Source organism: Caulobacter sp. GSs2, assembly GCF_058680895.1.
Genome location: NZ_CM178725.1, coordinates 3,449,747 through 3,465,018, shown reverse-complemented (window position 1 = coordinate 3,465,018; position 15,272 = coordinate 3,449,747). Strand labels below are relative to the sequence as shown.

Below are 15,272 nucleotides of genomic sequence, written 5' to 3'. Positions count from 1 at the left end.
CAACGCGAAGATCCACAACCAAGAATTGAAAGCTAAGCCCAAAGTCTCGGGGTTCTCAAGATGCGGGATGCGTCAAAATAGCCCTGTCGCCGCGACGGGATTGGAGTCATGCTCAAGTCGTCAGGAACGTGTCACCCATTGAGAGTGGCCGGCCTGGTGAGGAAACAAAGATGGCCCTCTGGGACGAGCCTCGCGGTTCACGCGGCCCACGCGCCGAAGCCAGCGTGCTGTGCATGACAATCACGATCGGCGGACTTGTCGCCGCCGCCGTCGCCCTAAAGTGGTTGATCGCCCTGGTCCTGTAGGGGCCTGGCGGAAAATCAGGCGGCTAGGCGACGCCAGACCTGGCGATCGGCCTCGACATTGGTCAGAGAGCCCGCCTTTTGGCGCGTCAGCAGCGCGCTCATGACCTCTATGCCGATCTGCGCGTATCGGACCTGCACCTGATCGACCAGGCAGCCGCGCCCCGGCGCGACGAACAGGGCGGCATTGACCTCAGGAGCCTTGGAAATGATCAGCGAGGCCAGGCGCTGGCTCCGCTCGGGATCCTTGATGTGCAGCAGCGGCTCTTCCGCATACAGCTCCCGCCCCAGTTCGCTGACGTAGTTCAACGACAGCTTCGCGAAACGGTCATGCGCCATCGGCGGGGCCAGATCGGCCACATCGAAGCTGAAAACGACATCGTTCATCAGGAAAAGCATGGCGAGGCGGGGGAAATCTCTGAGAGTGACTGGACACGCAGAGAATGCCGCACCGAGCTTTAAGTCCGGTGTAGGAGTGCGGTTAACGGGCCGTAGAAGTTGAGCCCTCCACAGCACGGTTGGCCGCGCCTGGAGCGCTTCCGCTACTCGTCCACGGCCTCGGTCAGGAAGTGACGCCCGTCACGATCCTCGATCTCGATCACCCAGAGGTCAGGATCGATGCGCGCCGCGCGCTGCGCATAGGCGTCCAGATCCGGCTCGAAATCCGACTTGGTCGGCTGCATCCAGAAGCGCTCGCCGTCGCCGCGCGTCGCCTCGGCAAACAGCCGAGCCTTGTTTTCGCGGCGATCGACGGCCTTGACCAGCACCGCGCCGGCCTTGGCGTCACCCTTGCGGGCCACGGTGGCGAAGGCCCCGCCCAGTTCGGCGCGGCGGATCAGCGCGCTCACCCAGATATCCGTCGACAGAAGCATGCTAACCGAACCGCAACCACGAGGGCCCTAGGGTGGCCCTTCAAGTCTCGAAGCATACGAGAAAACGACGCTGATGAACCTTCTTAAAGGTCGCACGGCGCGGTGGATGGGGTTCCTGGCCGGCGCGGTGTGTCTCGCATCGCCCGGCCCCCTGCTTGCCGCCAACGCCGCCGACCAGCTCTATGAGCGCACCCTGATGACGGCCGCAGACGGCCGTTGCCGACTGTTCGCGCCCGCTGTCGGCTCGGCGCTCGATGCGGCGCGAGCCCAGGCGCGCGGCGCAACCCTGCGCTCGGGCGCCACCCAGGCCCAGGTCGAGGCGCTGGAAGGCCGCGCACGATCCAAAGCCGCCTCGGCCGGCTGCAAGTCCAAAGATCTGACCACCGCCGCTGATCGGGTTCGCGGGGCCTTTGAGGCCTACGCCACCCTGCAGAAGATGACCTATCCGGGCGATGTTGCGACCTGGCAGGCCGATCGCCCCGTCTCGGCGACCTTCCCGGTCTGGCGCCTGTCGCAGCCCAGCAATTTCGGCCCCGACCGCCTGATCTTCGGCCTGGCGGGCCGCGCCAAGGCGGTGACCGCCGTGGCGACCTTCGCCGACGGCGCCCAGCCCTATGCGGCCCGCGTGGTGATGCGCGACCCGGCCCGCACCCAGGGCCCCTATATCGACGCCCGCGGCGGCCGCAGCCTGTCGGCCAAGGTCGCGCCGCGCTCGGCCAGCCAGGTGTTCAACGCCGAAACCCGCGAACAGGCGGCCCTGACCCTGCTGCCGACCGGCGCCAAGACCGGGATGGGCTTCCGCTTCCCGGTCGCGACGGCTGACGCCCTGTCGCTGCTCGACCCGCGCGAGGCCGTGACCATCGAGTTCACCTTCGCCGGCCGCAATGGCGGCGACGTGGTGCGCAAGGCCTATGTCGAGGTCGGGGACTTCGCGGCGGGACGGGCGTTCTTGCGGTAGCTACCGCGGCGCGAACGCGATGACATTGTCGCCCAGACTGGCCGGCGGCTCGGGCTCCGGGGCCGGTGCGGCGGCTTCCGGCTTGGACGGCGGCTCGGACGGCGGGGTCGGGGCCTTCAGCGGGGCCAGCAACACCGGCAGGCGCACCGAAACGCTGGTGCCAGCGCCCATCCGGCTTTCGATATGCATCTCGCCGCCATGCAGCTTGGCGAAGGCGCGCACCAGAGACAGGCCCAGCCCCGTGCCCATGGCGCGCTGGTCGGCGCCGCCGGCCTGCTCGTAGGGGCGACCCAGGCGTTCCAGATCTTCCGGGCTGATGCCGACGCCGGTGTCGGCGACCACGATCTCAAGCACGCCGTCGTAGCCGTCGGCCGTGACCGTCACCTGGCCACCGCGCGGCGTGAACTTCAGGGCGTTGGAGATCAGGTTCAGGACGATCTGCTTCAGAGCCCGGCGGTCAGCGTCGACTTCCAGGTCATTGGGCGGCAGCACGCCGCGCAGCTGAACGCCGGCGCCGTCAGCCTGGACGCGCATCAGGCGCATGGCCGCCGTCATCGCCTCGCGGGCGTCGAACACGCCGCGCGACAGCTCGAAGCGCTCGGCTTCGATCTTCGACATGTCCAGCACGTCATTGATCAGGTCCAGCAGGTGACCGCCGCTCTCGTGGATCAGCTCGGCATATTCGCCATAACGGTCGCTGAGCGGGCCAAACATCCGCGAGCGCATGATGTCGGAGAAGCCCATGATGGCGTTCAGCGGCGTGCGCAGTTCGTGGCTCATATTGGCCAGAAAACGGGCGCGGCCGGCGGCCAGGGCCTCGGCGTCCGAACGGGCGCGATCCAGGCTGGACTCGCGATTGCGCTCCACCGTCACGTCGCGCAGCAGACCCACCAGCAGCACCGGCGAGGCCCGTTGCAGGTCCAGGGCCACGATCCGCTCCACGCCCAGGGCGGGGCTGAAGGTCAGGCTGACCTGGCCCTCGCGGAAGGCCTGGGCGATGGCCCCGCCTACGCGCTGGCGGTCATTGGGCGCAGCGGCGCCGGCCAGGCCGCGATTGACAATGTCGGCGATGGTCACGCCCGGCGGCGGCGAGCCGCGCACCGCAGTGACCTGGCCCTTGGTGGTCACGGCGATGGCCAGTTGCGGCAGGCCGTCCAGCATCACCTCCAGCGCCGCCATCTCGGCGCTGTGGCGAACATCGCGCGCGCCGAACCGACGGTGGCCGAGCAGCAGGCCCGAGGCCAGGCCAAGCCCGGTGGTGGTCAGGGCCAGGAAGCCGAGGATGAAGGACAGGGCGCCGGTCGGCGCTGCAGGGGCCAGACCCGAAAGCTGGGTCAAGGCCGCCACGCTGCCGCCGATCAGCGACAGGGCCGCGCCCTCGGCCAGGCGGCGCGAGGAGGTCAGGGTCGAGGCGGCGGCCACCGGGGCCAGGCACCAGGCGGCCATGGCGCCCGAGACACCGCCGGTCAGCACGGCTGCGGCAGATCCGCCCACAGCCCACAAAACCAGCAGGATCGACTGAACGCGATCGTCTTCCTTGGTGCTTTCGCCCGGCAAGGGCAGCGACAGAAGGGCCGGCGCGGCGCCCGCCAGGAACGCCGCCCAGACCGGCCAACTGAACTCGCCGGGCAGGAAAGCCGTGGTGAAAGCCGCCACGCCGATCGCCGCCAGCCAGCCCAAACGCCATAGGCGCGCAGGGCCTAGGCCGCGCGAGACGCGCGCAGGCCGCTTGAACGGGTCCGGTAGCAGTTCGAATTCCAAACCGGGCGACATCTTTCATTGCGGCGCCGAAAAGCGCCGTCGCCAAACCTTAACGCGCCTTGGAGCTTCCCTCCAGACCACTCAATCCTCGAGCGATCATTCGCGGTGGAGGGCCTGTGGACGGAAACGGAATAGTAAGCGCCTTGAGGCATTCTTCGAGACTGCGCCAATGCGGACAGAACGTCCGGGAGCCTATCGCATGCCAGAACCGGCGTCTCTCGACGCATCGCCCCTGTACGACGCCACGACCGCGCGACGGACAGCGGCACATGCGCGTCGCCGGGCCGCGCTGGACGATCGCAAGCGCTCGTTCCTGCGCATGGTGAGCCACGAGCTTCGCACGCCGCTCAACGCTGTGATCGGCTTTTCCGAGATCCTGTCGCGCGAACTCTACGGCCCCCTGGGCTCGCCCCAGTACCTCGAATACGCAAGGATCGTGCACGACAGCGGTCTGAAGTTGCTCAAGCTGGTCAACCAGATCGTCGAGATCGCGCGCCTGGAAGGTCACGTCACCGATCTGGACCTCGCCTCCGAGGGCCTGGATGAGGCCCTTGAGGATGTGGTTGACCAACTGAAGGTCGAGATCGCCCTGCGTCAGATAAAGGTCACCGTTCCCGGCGCGGGGAGCCTGCCCTTCGTGCTGGCCGACAGCCGGGGCTTGCGAACCATGCTGGGCAACCTGCTGCAAAACGCCGTCAGCCATTCGCCCGTGGGCAGTGAGGTCTGCATCTATGCCCAGGCCCTGCCGGGCGGCATGGTCGAGGTCGCCATCGCCGACCAGGGGCCGGGTGTCGAGCCCGAAGAGCTGCCACGCCTGCTGCGGCCCTTCGAGCAGGGCGGCTCCACCCTGACCCGAACCAGCGAAGGCGCCGGCCTTGGCTTGCCGATCGTGGATCTGCTGGCCCGGGCGATGGGGGGGACGCTGCGCCTGACCTCGCATCCGGGCGCGGGCCTGACCGCTCAGGTCGCTCTGGTCGAAGCCTGAGGCTTGCCAGCGGCTGGCCGCGCCCCTAACTGGCGGCCATGACACGCCCCATAGACGCCGCCCTCACGGAACTCGCCGACGAGTTCGAACTGCTGGGGGACTGGGAAGAGCGCTATCGCTATGTGATCGAGCTTGGCCGCGATCTGGCGCCGCTCAGCGACGCCGAGCGCTCGGAAGCCAACAAGGTGCGCGGCTGCGCCAGCCAAGTGTGGCTGGTCACAGAGCCCAAGGATGACGGTTCGATCGCGTTTCGCGGCGACAGTGACGCCCATATCGTCAGTGGACTGATCGCGATCCTGCTGCGGCTCTATTCGGGCCAGCCGGCCGGCGACATCGCGGCCTTTGACGCCAAGGCGGCCTTGGACAGACTCGGCCTGTCAGAGGCCCTGTCCTCGCAGCGTTCGAACGGGCTCAAGGCCATGGTCGCCCGCATCCAGCGCGACGCCCAGGCCGTGCTGGGCTAGAGCATCGCGCGGAAAAGTGGACGCCGGTTTTCCGCAAAAGCGATGCGAAAACAAAAAGCTAGAGCGGGGCGTGCGATTCCCTTTTCGCGCGCGCCGCTCTAGCCGCGCTGAACGGGTTTGACGCCTAGAAGAAGCCCGCGCGATTGCCGATGAACAGGATCGCGACCACCACCAGAAGGAGCTGGATGATCCAGTTCACTGGCGACGGAATCGGCGACCGCTGCACGACGTAAAGGGCCAGTCCGAGGAGGACCAGGGCGATGATGACGACGATCAGGATGCTCATTCCAGCTTAACCGCCCAGGCGAATGTTCGTTCCACTGAGGCTTGAGACCCTGGCCGCAATTTCCTATGCCCTCAATCCGATGACGACAGAGACCCAAGCCTTCCGCGTGGCCGCCCTGTACCGCTTCACGCAGTTCGACGATCCGGCGGCCCTGCAGGGCCCGCTGGCCAGAGCCTGCTGCCAGGTCGGCGTCAAAGGCACCCTGCTGCTGGCGCGGGAGGGGATCAACGGCACCATCGCCGGAACCGACGCGGCCATCGAGAGCGTGCTGACCCATATCCGCGCCCTGCCCGGCTGCGCCGACCTGACGCCCAAGACCGCCTGGGCCGACCACATGCCCTTCCACCGCATGAAGGTGCGGCTGAAGAAGGAGATCGTCACCCTGGGTCTTCCAGACCTGGACCCCGCCGCCAATGCCGGGACCTATGTCGAGCCCCGTGACTGGAACAGCCTGATCGCCGATCCCGACGTGTTGGTGATCGACACCCGCAATGACTATGAGGTCGCCATCGGCGCCTTCGCGCGCGCGGTCGATCCGAGGACCTCCAGCTTCTCGGCCTTTCCCGACTGGTTCCGCGACTACCGGCAGGACCTTGAGGCCCAGCGCGGGCCAGACGCGCCACCGCTCAAGGTGGCCATGTACTGCACCGGCGGGATCCGCTGCGAAAAGTCGACGGCCTTCCTGAAGTCGGAGGGTATCGAGGAGGTCTTCCACCTGAAGGGCGGCATCCTCGACTATCTGGAACAGGTTCCGGAACCGCAAAGCCTGTGGCGCGGCGAATGCTTCGTGTTCGACGAGCGCGTGGCGGTCGGTCATGGCCTGTCGCCCGGAACCCATGGCCTGTGCCGGGGATGCCGCCGGCCGGTCAGTCCGCAACAGCAGGCCTCGCCGCTCTATGTCGAGGGCGTCGCCTGCCCCGCCTGCCATGACGAACGCGACGAGGCCAGCAGGGCCCGCTACGCCGAGCGCCACAGGCAGGTCGCACGGGCCCGGCAACTGGGCATCGCCCACGTCGGGGCCAAACGGGAAACCGGCGAAGACTGAGCAAGGCGAGGGATCGCCCGGTCGATCATCGCGTTATCGGAGGCAACCCCAGCCAGGAGCCTCCCCATGGTCGCCTACGACTCCCTCGATGGCGCGACGCCGCCCGTCGCCAAGCGCTCGCGCGCCGTCAGCAAGATCTCCAGCCTGCTTGGCCACAAGACCGCTGACGCCGGCCTCGACCCGGTCGCCCCAGCGCCCGACTACGCCCTGACGCCCGACCCGCACGGCAAGATCACCCTGGCGGGCAAGACGGTTCCGCTGGCCCTGGCCCTGCTGGGCGCCGGCGTGGCCGCCGTTCTGCTGATCAACCCGCGCACCCGTGGCCCGATGATCGCGGCCGCGACCACGGCCTGGGGATTTCTGGGCAAGAAGCTCGGCTGAGCGCAACCGCCCTCTCCCCCGCCGCGTTAGCTGATCTCATTCCCAAGGACCTCCCCATGCCCCACACCAACGAAGACCACATCAAGCTCGTCAACGGCCTGGTCGAGACCACCATCGACAGCGCCGACGGCTATCATGAAGCCGCCCAGGACGCCGACGCCCAGCGCTACAAGATGCTGTTCGAGCAGCGCGCCCAGGAGCGTCGCACCGTCGCCATCGAACTGCAGGACGAGGTTCGCCGTCTCGGCGGCGAGCCCAAGGACGACGGCACCATCCTGGCCGCCGCCCACCGCGTGTTCGTCAATCTGCGCGACAGCCTGTCCAAGGGCGACGAGGCGGTGATCAGCGAGGTCGAGTCCGGCGAGGACTTCATCAAGGCCAAGTACGAAAAGGCCATGCAGGACACCGATGTCGACGCCCATACCCGCGCGGTCATCGAAAAGGCCTGGACCTCGGTGAAGTCCGGTCACGACCAGATGCGCGACATCAAGCACATGCTGAAACACTAAGAGACTGCGACGAAGGGCGGGACCGAAAGGCCCCGCCCTTTTCGCGTTCAGGCCATGCGGTAGTGAATGACCAGCCGCTGCAGGGCCAGTTTCAGCACCGTCTTGCCTGCCCGACGCGGCAGGCCCAGCGACCGCTCGGCGGCCTCCAGCGCGGTGCCCGCCAGACAGACATGTTCGAGGATCTCGCGCAGGCCCGGTCCGGCCGCGTCCAGGGCGGCGGCGATGCGGTCCTTGGCGGCCCGGGCGCGTTCGGCGGGCTCGAGACGACGCCCGCCCCCGCCATCGACGCGCGGACCTGAGTCCCAGTTCATGGTCAGCCGCCCGATCGTTCCGGCCCTATGGAAATCCTCGCGCAGGCGCTCACCCGCCGCCGCCTCGACCGGCGCGATCCAGGGCCGGCCCTTGCCGTCGCGCCGACGCGCCAGCCAGGCCAGGGGCGACTCCCCCAGATTGGCCTTGAAGGCGGCCCGGCCGAGGCCCGGTTCTTCCAGCATCACCTCGCCCTCGATCACCCCGGGGCGACCGGGCGGCGGCGCGGGCCTGGCCGGCGGCGTGAAGACCAGGGACCAGCCGCCCAGCGCCCTCGGCTTGAGTGTGGCCAGACGGACCAGCGCCTCAAAGGCCGTCTCGTCGATGACCAGCATCGGCCGCCGCCGACGGTTGGGTCCAAACCGCACCGCATAGCCCAGGGGCGCCGCCTCGATCACCGCGCCCGGACGGGCCAGCAGACGGGCGGCGCGCAGAGCCAGGTGCTCGGTGGCCAGATCTGGGGTCGCGCTCACCGCGCGCCCTCCAGACTGTGGCGCGGCGCCTGTTGCAGACAGGCCTCCAGCGTAACCAGCTTGGCGTCGAAGCCGGCGTCCTCGCGCAGGTCCTCGATCCGATGACAGGCGTGAGCGCAGGTGGTGCGGTCGCGCCCGAACGCGAAGGCGACCCGGTTGAGTGGCCAGTGAAAACTGACGTGCGTCAGGTAGATGGCGATCTGCCGGGCCCGCGCCGCGGCGAGCGTGGAGCGTTTGTGAGCCGAGATGTCCCCCGGCGAAACATCGGTCGCCATGGCGACCAGATGGGTGACGAAGGCGACCGCGAGACGGTCGCGACGGGGATCGGGCGTGATCGCCCAGATATCCTCAAGAGCTTGAACCAACATGGCGTCCTCTAATCGAGATCGCGATCCAGCGACCACGACTCAATGTTAGGCTTAGTTTCTGTTGGTGAGGATAATTTTCCTATCGTGACGCACAAGTAGGAAAATAAGCCGTTGAAAATCCTACGTCCGATACTGTCCTATCCCCGTTCGAGTACGGGGATAGACGGCTGTCGGTGCAGGTTAGAAGTGCCCCCGCTACAGGTAAGGGCTGTCAATAATGCGAGGCGGTCGCAACGACCTGCTAAATTGGTCTCTGCTGCGCCTGGACGCGAGGTTAACGCCGCAGAAGGTGCGCCATCTTTTGACAGCGCACTGTCTGCGATTGTTATATAGACTATTCTTTGGGCTTCAGATCTTTGATTATCTGCGCATCGATCCAATATAAATCTGATTGAGAGCCCGCCTTGCCGTTTGAATTTGGCACCATTCTATTGAAGAAGAGATATTTTCCGTCAGGTGTGACCTGCGCCCCCCCTTCTCCAGATTCTGTATTTACCTTATCCCCCAGATTAATAGCTTCACCCCATGAGCCATCTTTCAGCCGGAAACTAATATAGAGGTCAGCATCGCCATACCCACTCTCTCTTTCACCGTCCCACATAACGTAGCTCTCGTCAGGAGCGATGTACGGATGGGCATTCCATTTGCCGGTATTGATTTCCCTGGGAAGCGGATTCGGGTCTTGCCATTTGCCACTCACGAGCCTTGAGTATCGAAGAATTCCATCAACGTCTGAACTAGCTCTTTCGTCCAGAAATAAAGTACCTTTGGCTGACGCCGAAAGGCTCATAATGCGTATATCTTCAAAAGCAGGGCCAAGGCTTTTCAACTCTGACCAACCGTTAGCTGTGCGCTCCTTGTATTTGGCGCCATAATGCAGGGTTTTCCCGTCTGGGGCGTAAAAAGGCCTGCTCTCTCCAGCCGGCACCGCTATCTTATGCCACTGATCGCCCACTTTTCTAAAAATGACAGGTTCCGGCTCTCTCGCGTCACGAGAGTGCTTCCATCTGGTGACAAAAAACTCGTTCATGTCAGGGGAGAAACCACCAGCGTCCCCCCATTCTTCTGTATTCACAATACCGAGAGCAAAGGGCTTGGCGGTTAAACCCGGCGGGGTTTGCCCTAGGTAAGGGCCTTTGAGTGCAGGAAATTCATCTTGGCTATAACTCTTGCTACTCATAGCTAGTATAGAAATAAGTGGAAAGAATAGCACGAAAACACGATTCATACTTATTTTCCATTTAATTAATATTGACATTTATCGTCACCATGGCGGCGCAACCTTTTAATCTACTCAGTGCATAAATTGCTGGCGCTACACTGTGCTTGTCGTCGGCGAATTACTGAGCCGAAGGTAAACTCCACGCGGTGTCGGACAGGTCCAGAAGGAGATTTTGGATGGTGGGAGGCATTTGAGTTCATATCGTGACATGAACTCAGAAAAACTGTCCGCCGTCAGCGCCGTTAGGACAGATTGAGGGTTCCGTTTAGAGGAGGGTTTTGGTCTCGCCGTAGTGACGAAGTAACGAAGTAACGAAGATGAGACCAAAACCCTTGGCCGCGAAGGCGACGCCCAGAGAACGGGTAGTGAGGGATATCCGGCGAGCGACGCGCCGGCATTTTTCTGCGGAAGACGAGATGCGGATCGTGCTGGACGGTCTGCGCGGGGAGCACAGCATCGCTGAGCTCTGCCGCAAGGAAAGCATCGCCCAGAGCCTATGCTAGGTGTGGTCCAAGGAGTTCATGGAGGCGGGCAAACTACCCCACTTTTGATCACGTCGATCCGCGCCATTTAGCCGGACAGCTCAAACCTGCGCCGACAACGGCGCATCGGTTGGGAGTCACCAGAGCGCAAGGCACGGCCAGACCGATCAACGCTATCGGCCGACGCGGGCTGTCACACATCAAGGCGCAGCGGTGTTCCATGCGGCACAATGGCGCCGCGACAGCGCACGACAATGGCGGCCAGCCTGTGAGCCCGCTCGACCGCTGTCGCTATCGGCAGGCCCGCCATCCGCGCCGACAGATAGGCGGCATTGAAGCTGTCGCCCGCGCCCGTGGTGTCCACCGCCTTCACTCGGCCTGGCGCGGCGGTAGCGGTGCGGCCGTCCGGGCGATGGACGTTGACGGCGTGGCTCTCGTCGCGGGCCACGACCTCGGCGCCCAGCGCTGACCATTCGACAGCCAGATCCTCGGCCTCGCGTCCATAAAGCGGGCGGGAATCCTCGCTGCTCAGCGAGATGTAGCGGCACGAGGGGATAACCCCGTCGAGCGCGGCGCGGGCCGCCTCGGGGCTGGGCCACAAAGCCGGCCGATAGTTGAAGTCCAGGGCCACGGCCACGCCCAGCGAGTGGACATAGGCCAGGATGTCCTTCAGCCGCGCTCGGCCGATGTCGCCGATCACCGCCAGGGTCACCCCGGACAGATAGACCAGATCGCTGGCCTTGGCGGCCTCGATCAGCTGGTCGGCGGTGTGCTCGGAGAACAGGTCGCGGATCGGGGCCCGTTCGCGCCAGTAGTGGAACTTTCGCTCGCCGCTGTCGTCCAGGACGATGGCGTACAGGCCCGGCAGGCGGTTGCTGACCTCACGAACCAGACGGGTATCGAGTCCCTCGCGGCGCATGGCCGCCAGAACACCGTCACTGAAGGGATCGCCCTGCCCCAGGGCCGTGCAATAGGCGACCTGATCGCCGAGGCGGGCCATATAGACGGCCGTGTTGAAGGTATCGCCCGCAAAGCCCATCCGGTAGAGCGGCGCGCCGTCATCGGACGATCCGTCCGGCGACATCTCGACCATGCACTCGCCCAGCACTGTGATTCTGGTCATGACACCGGTTTCCCACTCCATCCGAGCCCGTACTAGAGTGTTTTCGCCAAAGGGGTTAGGGGGCGCGGACGGGCTTCGCTTACCCCCGAGGCGAGCCGCCTTGCAGGTTCCGCCCGCCTGCTCAGCGCGCCGGAAACCGTGAAAAGGTCTCGGTTGAGGCCAGGATCAAATGGTCAGCCACAGCATTTTCGCGATGCAGATTGCCTCGGGCGTAGTCAGCGGACGTGACCATGTCGAGAAAGGCGGCGCGCGACGGATAGCGGACAAGGACGATGTAGTCCCACAGGACCGTGGAGGGCGGGCCAATCGCGACACCTTCAGGCTTGCCGCTCCAGAGAATTGCGCCGCCGAGCGCCTTGATCAAAGGCGCCGTATTGGCGCTGTATCGCAGATAGGCATCCCAGCCCGTGCCATCACCGTCGGCAGACTGGTCCCGAAAACGCAGGAAATTGACCATCACGACCGGGCCGTTGTCGGGCAGGTCGCGCACAAGCGACTCATTGACGTGGACTGGCAGGGACATCGAACCGCCTCTCTCTGAACCTTCTAGCCTTGAACAGGTCTGCTGACGGATTTGCCGACATAACGCGGGCGACGAAGGCTAGGGCTTTTGTTGCCCCACGATCCACGCGTCGATCTTTTGCTCCAGGACCGCCATGGGCAGGGAGCCCTGCAAAAGCACGGCGTCGTGGAACTTGCGCTCGTCGAACCGGTCGCCAAGCGCGGTTTCGGCCCGCTTGCGCAGTTCGAGGATCTTCAGCTCACCGATCTTGTAGGCCACGGCCTGGCCAGGCCAGGACACGTAGCGGGCCAGCTCGACCTCGATATTGACCGGCGAGAGGGCGGTATTGTCGGTGAAACAGGCGCGCGCCTGCTCAAGGCTCCAGCGCTTCCAGTGGATGCCAGTGTCGGCCACCAGCCGGCAGGCCCGCCACATCTCGTAGGACAGGCGGCCGAACAGTTCATAGGGATCGCGATAGATCCCCATCTCCTCGCCCAGCCATTCGGAATAGAGGCCCCAGCCCTCTCCGAAGGCATTGAAATAGAGGCCCTTGCGGAACTCGGGCACATCCGTCTGCTCCTGGGCCAGAGAGGTCTGGGTGTGATGCCCGGGCGCGCCTTCATGCAGCACCAGGGCCGGCAACTCGTACAGCGCCCGCTGGTCCAGCTCGGAGGTGTTGATCATCAGCCCCCCGGCCCGTCCGACCTTGGGATCTCCGCCGAAGTAACGGCCCGTCGTGTAGCCCTTCTCGATGCTGGCCGGCACGGGCCGCACGCCATAGCTCAGGCGCGGCAGGACGCCGAAATGGGCAGGCAGCTGGTCGTCGGCGCGCTTGGCGATCTCGCTGGCCTTTTCCAGCAGCTGCTGGCGGCTGGTCGCATAGAACTTGGGGTCCTTGCGCAGATAGGCGATGAACTCCGGCAAGGTCCCCTTGAAGCCGGTCTGGGTCATCACCGTCTGCATCCGGGCGCGAATGCGCGTCACCTCGCTGCGGCCGATGTCGTGGATCTGGTCGGGGGTCATGGCCGTGGTCGTGTGGCGACGGGCCAGGAAGGCGTAGTAGCGCTGGCCATCGGGCAGATCGACGGCGGCCAGGCTCCTGGCGGCCTTGGGCAGGTACTCGGTCTCCATGAAGGTGACGAAGCCGGCCCGGGCCGGGGCGACCTTCTCGGCCAGGACCTTTTCGCCCTGGGCGATCAGGGCCGCCTTGCGGTCGGCGGGCACGCTGGCCGGCAGCGCACGCAGGGGCGCCAGCAGGGGCTCTTCCGCCACCGGGGTCGCCGCCGTGCGCCTGGCGCGATCGAGCACCGACTGGGCGGTGGGCTTGGCCTGAACGAAGCCGGTGGCGACGCCGCGCCGGGCATTGGCGATGTTGGCGTCGTACCAGTCAGGGGTCTTGGCCAGAAGCTCCAGCCACTTGGCGGCCTCGGCCTCGGACTTCAGCCGCATGCCGTTGGCGCGATACAGCAGGGTGACGTCAAAGCCGCCGTCGCTGCTGAACGGCATGCGCGACTCGTCGAACGACAGGCCCTCGATCCGCTCATCGAGCGAAAACTTCAGAAGCTGGGCTGTCAGTTGCTGGTCGGGCGTCAGACCTTTCGTATCAAGGCCTTCCAGAAGACCCCGGGCCTCGACCAGCTTGGCCTTGCGCCGGGCGTCGGCTTCCGGCCCGACCGGCGGCAGGCGCCAACGCTGGGCCTCGCTGCCACCGCCGTCGTCATCCTCGCCGCCGGCGGTGCTGGACTCATAGACCTTGATCGCCTGGGCCAGGCGATCATTGGCGACAGGCGCGGCCTGGGCGGCGCCCGCCAGTATGACGGCGGCGATCAGACTACCGGCGGCCCAGCGGCCAAGACGATGATCAAGCATGAGAGACCCCGAACACGATTACGGGGAAGGGTTAGATCAGGAATCCGCTCGGCGCCAAACCCTGTCGGGGTGGCGCGGTGCTCGCTGACGTAACTGACCTGTGGAAGGCTTTAGGAGAAATTGGAGCGGGCGAAGAGATTCGAACTCTCGACCCCAACCTTGGCAAGGTTGTGCTCTACCACTGAGCTACGCCCGCATCCTGATTTCTCGGGTCTCGTTCCACTCTCCAAGAGGGGAGAAATGGAGCGGGCGAAGAGATTCGAACTCTCGACCCCAACCTTGGCAAGGTTGTGCTCTACCACTGAGCTACGCCCGCATCGTGGAAGCGAAAGAACCGCCCCGCGACGAGGAGGCGGCTTATGGCAGAGCGATCTCCCCTTGGCAAGCGCCCTTTGAGGGGTTGCGGAGCACGGTCTTTCGAGGGCTCATTCAGCCCCTGTTTTTCAGGGTGGCGGAGCTTCCAACTTGCGTCTGTTCGTGTTCGGTCTGGGCTATGTCGGCGCGGCTTTCGCCCAGGCGCTGCGGGCCCGGGGCTGGGAAATCGCCGCCTCGGCGCGCTCGCCGGAGCAGGCGGCGACGCTGCGAGCGGCCGGCATCGAACCCGCCGATCCCAGCGACCGTGACGCCATGGCCAAGGCCCTGACCGGGGTCAATGCGGTGCTGATCACCTCCCCGCCCGGCGAAGACGGCTGCGCGGCGCTGGAGTCGGTGATCCCGGCCCTGGCCCAGACGGGAGCCTTCCCGGACTGGATCGGCTATCTGTCGACCACCGGCGTCTATGGCGACTTCGACGGCCGCTGGGTGTTCGAGACCTCGCCGCTCAAGGCCCAGTCGGTCGAGGGCGCCCGCCGGGTCGGGGCCGAGCGCGACTGGCGCCAGGTCGGGCGCGGCATGGGCCTGACCGTGACCACCTTCCGCCTGCCCGGCATCTACGGCCCCGGCCGCAGCGCCCTGGACCGCCTGCGGGCCGGCGAAGGCCGCCGCCTGGTCAAGCCCGGCCAGGTGTTCAGCCGCATCCACCTGGACGACATTGTCTCGGGCCTGCTGGCCTCGCTGGACCAGCCCCGGGCGGGCGGCATCTATAACCTGTGCGACGACGAACCGGCCCCACCGCAGGACGTCATGGAATATGCCGCCAGGCTGCTGGGCGTCCCCGTGCCACCGGACCTGCCGTTTGACGCGTTGGGGATGTCGCCCGCCACGCGGCGGTTCTACGCCGAGAACAAGCGGGTCTCGAACGCCCTGGCCAAGGCGGAGCTGGGGTGGCGGCCCAAGTATCCGACCTACCGCGAGGGGCTGGCGGCGATCCTGGAGAACGGCGGCTGACAACCCGCACCCCTCTGGGATCCGGGATGCTGCGC

18 protein-coding genes, 2 tRNA genes and 1 pseudogene are annotated in these 15,272 nt (G+C 65.7%); 9 read left to right on the top strand and 12 right to left on the bottom strand.

Features of this window, described 5'->3' with window-relative positions; translation table 11 throughout:
* The first annotated feature begins 170 nt into the window (after window positions 1-170).
* Entirely contained in the window at window positions 171-305 is a 135-nt protein-coding gene (locus tag ACW17Z_RS16815) for a hypothetical protein (protein WP_492056846.1), read from the top strand.
* A 15-nt stretch (window positions 306-320) separates the two neighbouring features.
* Here the strand turns inward: ACW17Z_RS16815 and ACW17Z_RS16810 are convergent, their stop codons facing one another.
* A complete protein-coding gene (locus ACW17Z_RS16810; RefSeq protein ID WP_492056845.1) occupies window positions 321-701 on the bottom strand; it encodes a hypothetical protein in 381 nt (126 codons plus the stop codon).
* A 143-nt stretch (window positions 702-844) separates the two neighbouring features.
* Complete coding sequence (locus ACW17Z_RS16805) at window positions 845-1,174, bottom strand: DUF1491 family protein (protein WP_419320735.1); 330 nt, start codon at window positions 1,172-1,174, stop codon at window positions 845-847.
* Between the two features lie 73 nt (window positions 1,175-1,247).
* On the opposite strand from ACW17Z_RS16805, the gene ACW17Z_RS16800 reads away from it, so the two are divergent.
* Entirely contained in the window at window positions 1,248-2,132 is an 885-nt protein-coding gene (locus ACW17Z_RS16800) for a hypothetical protein (RefSeq protein WP_492056844.1), read from the top strand.
* Here the strand turns inward: ACW17Z_RS16800 and ACW17Z_RS16795 are convergent, their stop codons facing one another.
* A complete protein-coding gene (locus ACW17Z_RS16795) occupies window positions 2,133-3,893 on the bottom strand; it encodes a sensor histidine kinase (protein WP_492056843.1) in 1,761 nt (586 codons plus the stop codon). It abuts the gene before it with no gap.
* A gap of 199 nt (window positions 3,894-4,092) precedes the next feature.
* Here ACW17Z_RS16795 and ACW17Z_RS16790 point away from each other — a divergent pair, with 199 nt between their 5' ends.
* Together ACW17Z_RS16790 and ACW17Z_RS16785 are read left to right on the top strand one after the other, a co-directional pair.
* Window positions 4,093-4,878: a sensor histidine kinase gene (locus ACW17Z_RS16790; RefSeq protein ID WP_492056842.1), complete on the top strand. Its 786-nt coding sequence runs from the start codon at window positions 4,093-4,095 to the stop codon at window positions 4,876-4,878.
* 38 nt (window positions 4,879-4,916) lie between these two features.
* Window positions 4,917-5,342 carry a SufE family protein gene (locus ACW17Z_RS16785; RefSeq protein ID WP_419320727.1) on the top strand — a complete coding sequence of 142 codons (426 nt, stop codon included), beginning with the start codon at window positions 4,917-4,919 and terminating at the stop codon, window positions 5,340-5,342.
* A gap of 124 nt (window positions 5,343-5,466) precedes the next feature.
* Here ACW17Z_RS16785 and ACW17Z_RS16780 read toward each other — a convergent pair whose 3' ends face one another.
* A complete protein-coding gene (locus ACW17Z_RS16780; RefSeq protein ID WP_419320725.1) occupies window positions 5,467-5,628 on the bottom strand; it encodes a hypothetical protein in 162 nt (53 codons plus the stop codon).
* A 79-nt stretch (window positions 5,629-5,707) separates the two neighbouring features.
* On the opposite strand from ACW17Z_RS16780, the gene trhO reads away from it, so the two are divergent.
* The 3 genes from trhO (at window position 5,708) to ACW17Z_RS16765 (ending at window position 7,563) form a co-directional block, all read left to right on the top strand.
* A complete protein-coding gene (trhO, locus tag ACW17Z_RS16775) occupies window positions 5,708-6,673 on the top strand; it encodes an oxygen-dependent tRNA uridine(34) hydroxylase TrhO (RefSeq protein ID WP_492058549.1) in 966 nt (321 codons plus the stop codon).
* Window positions 6,674-6,739: 66 nt separating this feature from the next.
* Window positions 6,740-7,054, top strand: coding sequence for a hypothetical protein (locus ACW17Z_RS16770; RefSeq protein ID WP_492056841.1), 315 nt, complete (start codon window positions 6,740-6,742; stop codon window positions 7,052-7,054).
* Window positions 7,055-7,110: 56 nt separating this feature from the next.
* The gene (locus tag ACW17Z_RS16765; RefSeq protein WP_492056840.1) at window positions 7,111-7,563 is read left to right on the top strand and encodes a PA2169 family four-helix-bundle protein; all 453 of its coding nucleotides are present in this window, start codon (window positions 7,111-7,113) and stop codon (window positions 7,561-7,563) included.
* Between the two features lie 47 nt (window positions 7,564-7,610).
* Here the strand turns inward: ACW17Z_RS16765 and ACW17Z_RS16760 are convergent, their stop codons facing one another.
* The 3 genes from ACW17Z_RS16760 to ACW17Z_RS16750 all read right to left on the bottom strand — a co-directional run bounded on the left by ACW17Z_RS16760 (window position 7,611) and on the right by ACW17Z_RS16750 (window position 9,941).
* Complete coding sequence (locus ACW17Z_RS16760; protein ID WP_492056839.1) at window positions 7,611-8,345, bottom strand: DUF6456 domain-containing protein; 735 nt, start codon at window positions 8,343-8,345, stop codon at window positions 7,611-7,613.
* Window positions 8,342-8,713 (bottom strand): helix-turn-helix domain-containing protein, encoded by a 372-nt coding sequence (locus ACW17Z_RS16755; protein WP_492056838.1) that lies wholly within the window; start codon window positions 8,711-8,713, stop codon window positions 8,342-8,344. Before ACW17Z_RS16755 ends, ACW17Z_RS16760 begins: the two co-directional genes overlap by 4 nt.
* Window positions 8,714-9,047: 334 nt before the next feature.
* Window positions 9,048-9,941 (bottom strand): hypothetical protein, encoded by an 894-nt coding sequence (locus ACW17Z_RS16750; protein WP_492056837.1) that lies wholly within the window; start codon window positions 9,939-9,941, stop codon window positions 9,048-9,050.
* Between the two features lie 311 nt (window positions 9,942-10,252).
* Here ACW17Z_RS16750 and ACW17Z_RS16745 point away from each other — a divergent pair.
* Window positions 10,253-10,435: pseudogene (locus tag ACW17Z_RS16745) on the top strand (IS3 family transposase); the annotation flags it as partial.
* Between the two features lie 175 nt (window positions 10,436-10,610).
* Here ACW17Z_RS16745 and ACW17Z_RS16740 read toward each other — a convergent pair.
* The 5 genes from ACW17Z_RS16740 to ACW17Z_RS16720 form a co-directional block, all read right to left on the bottom strand.
* Window positions 10,611-11,540 (bottom strand): sugar kinase, encoded by a 930-nt coding sequence (locus tag ACW17Z_RS16740; protein ID WP_492056836.1) that lies wholly within the window; start codon window positions 11,538-11,540, stop codon window positions 10,611-10,613.
* Between the two features lie 121 nt (window positions 11,541-11,661).
* Window positions 11,662-12,030, bottom strand: a complete 369-nt coding sequence (locus ACW17Z_RS16735) for a DUF1330 domain-containing protein (protein WP_419320712.1) — start codon at window positions 12,028-12,030, stop codon at window positions 11,662-11,664.
* Between the two features lie 111 nt (window positions 12,031-12,141).
* Entirely contained in the window at window positions 12,142-13,911 is a 1,770-nt protein-coding gene (locus ACW17Z_RS16730) for a DUF885 domain-containing protein (RefSeq protein WP_492056835.1), read from the bottom strand.
* A gap of 121 nt (window positions 13,912-14,032) precedes the next feature.
* Window positions 14,033-14,107, bottom strand: a tRNA-Gly gene (locus ACW17Z_RS16725).
* A 45-nt stretch (window positions 14,108-14,152) separates the two neighbouring features.
* Window positions 14,153-14,227 (bottom strand) — tRNA-Gly (locus ACW17Z_RS16720).
* Between the two features lie 149 nt (window positions 14,228-14,376).
* On the opposite strand from ACW17Z_RS16720, the gene ACW17Z_RS16715 reads away from it, so the two are divergent.
* Window positions 14,377-15,237: an SDR family oxidoreductase gene (locus ACW17Z_RS16715; RefSeq protein ID WP_492056834.1), complete on the top strand. Its 861-nt coding sequence runs from the start codon at window positions 14,377-14,379 to the stop codon at window positions 15,235-15,237.
* Window positions 15,238-15,272: the final 35 nt, after the last annotated feature.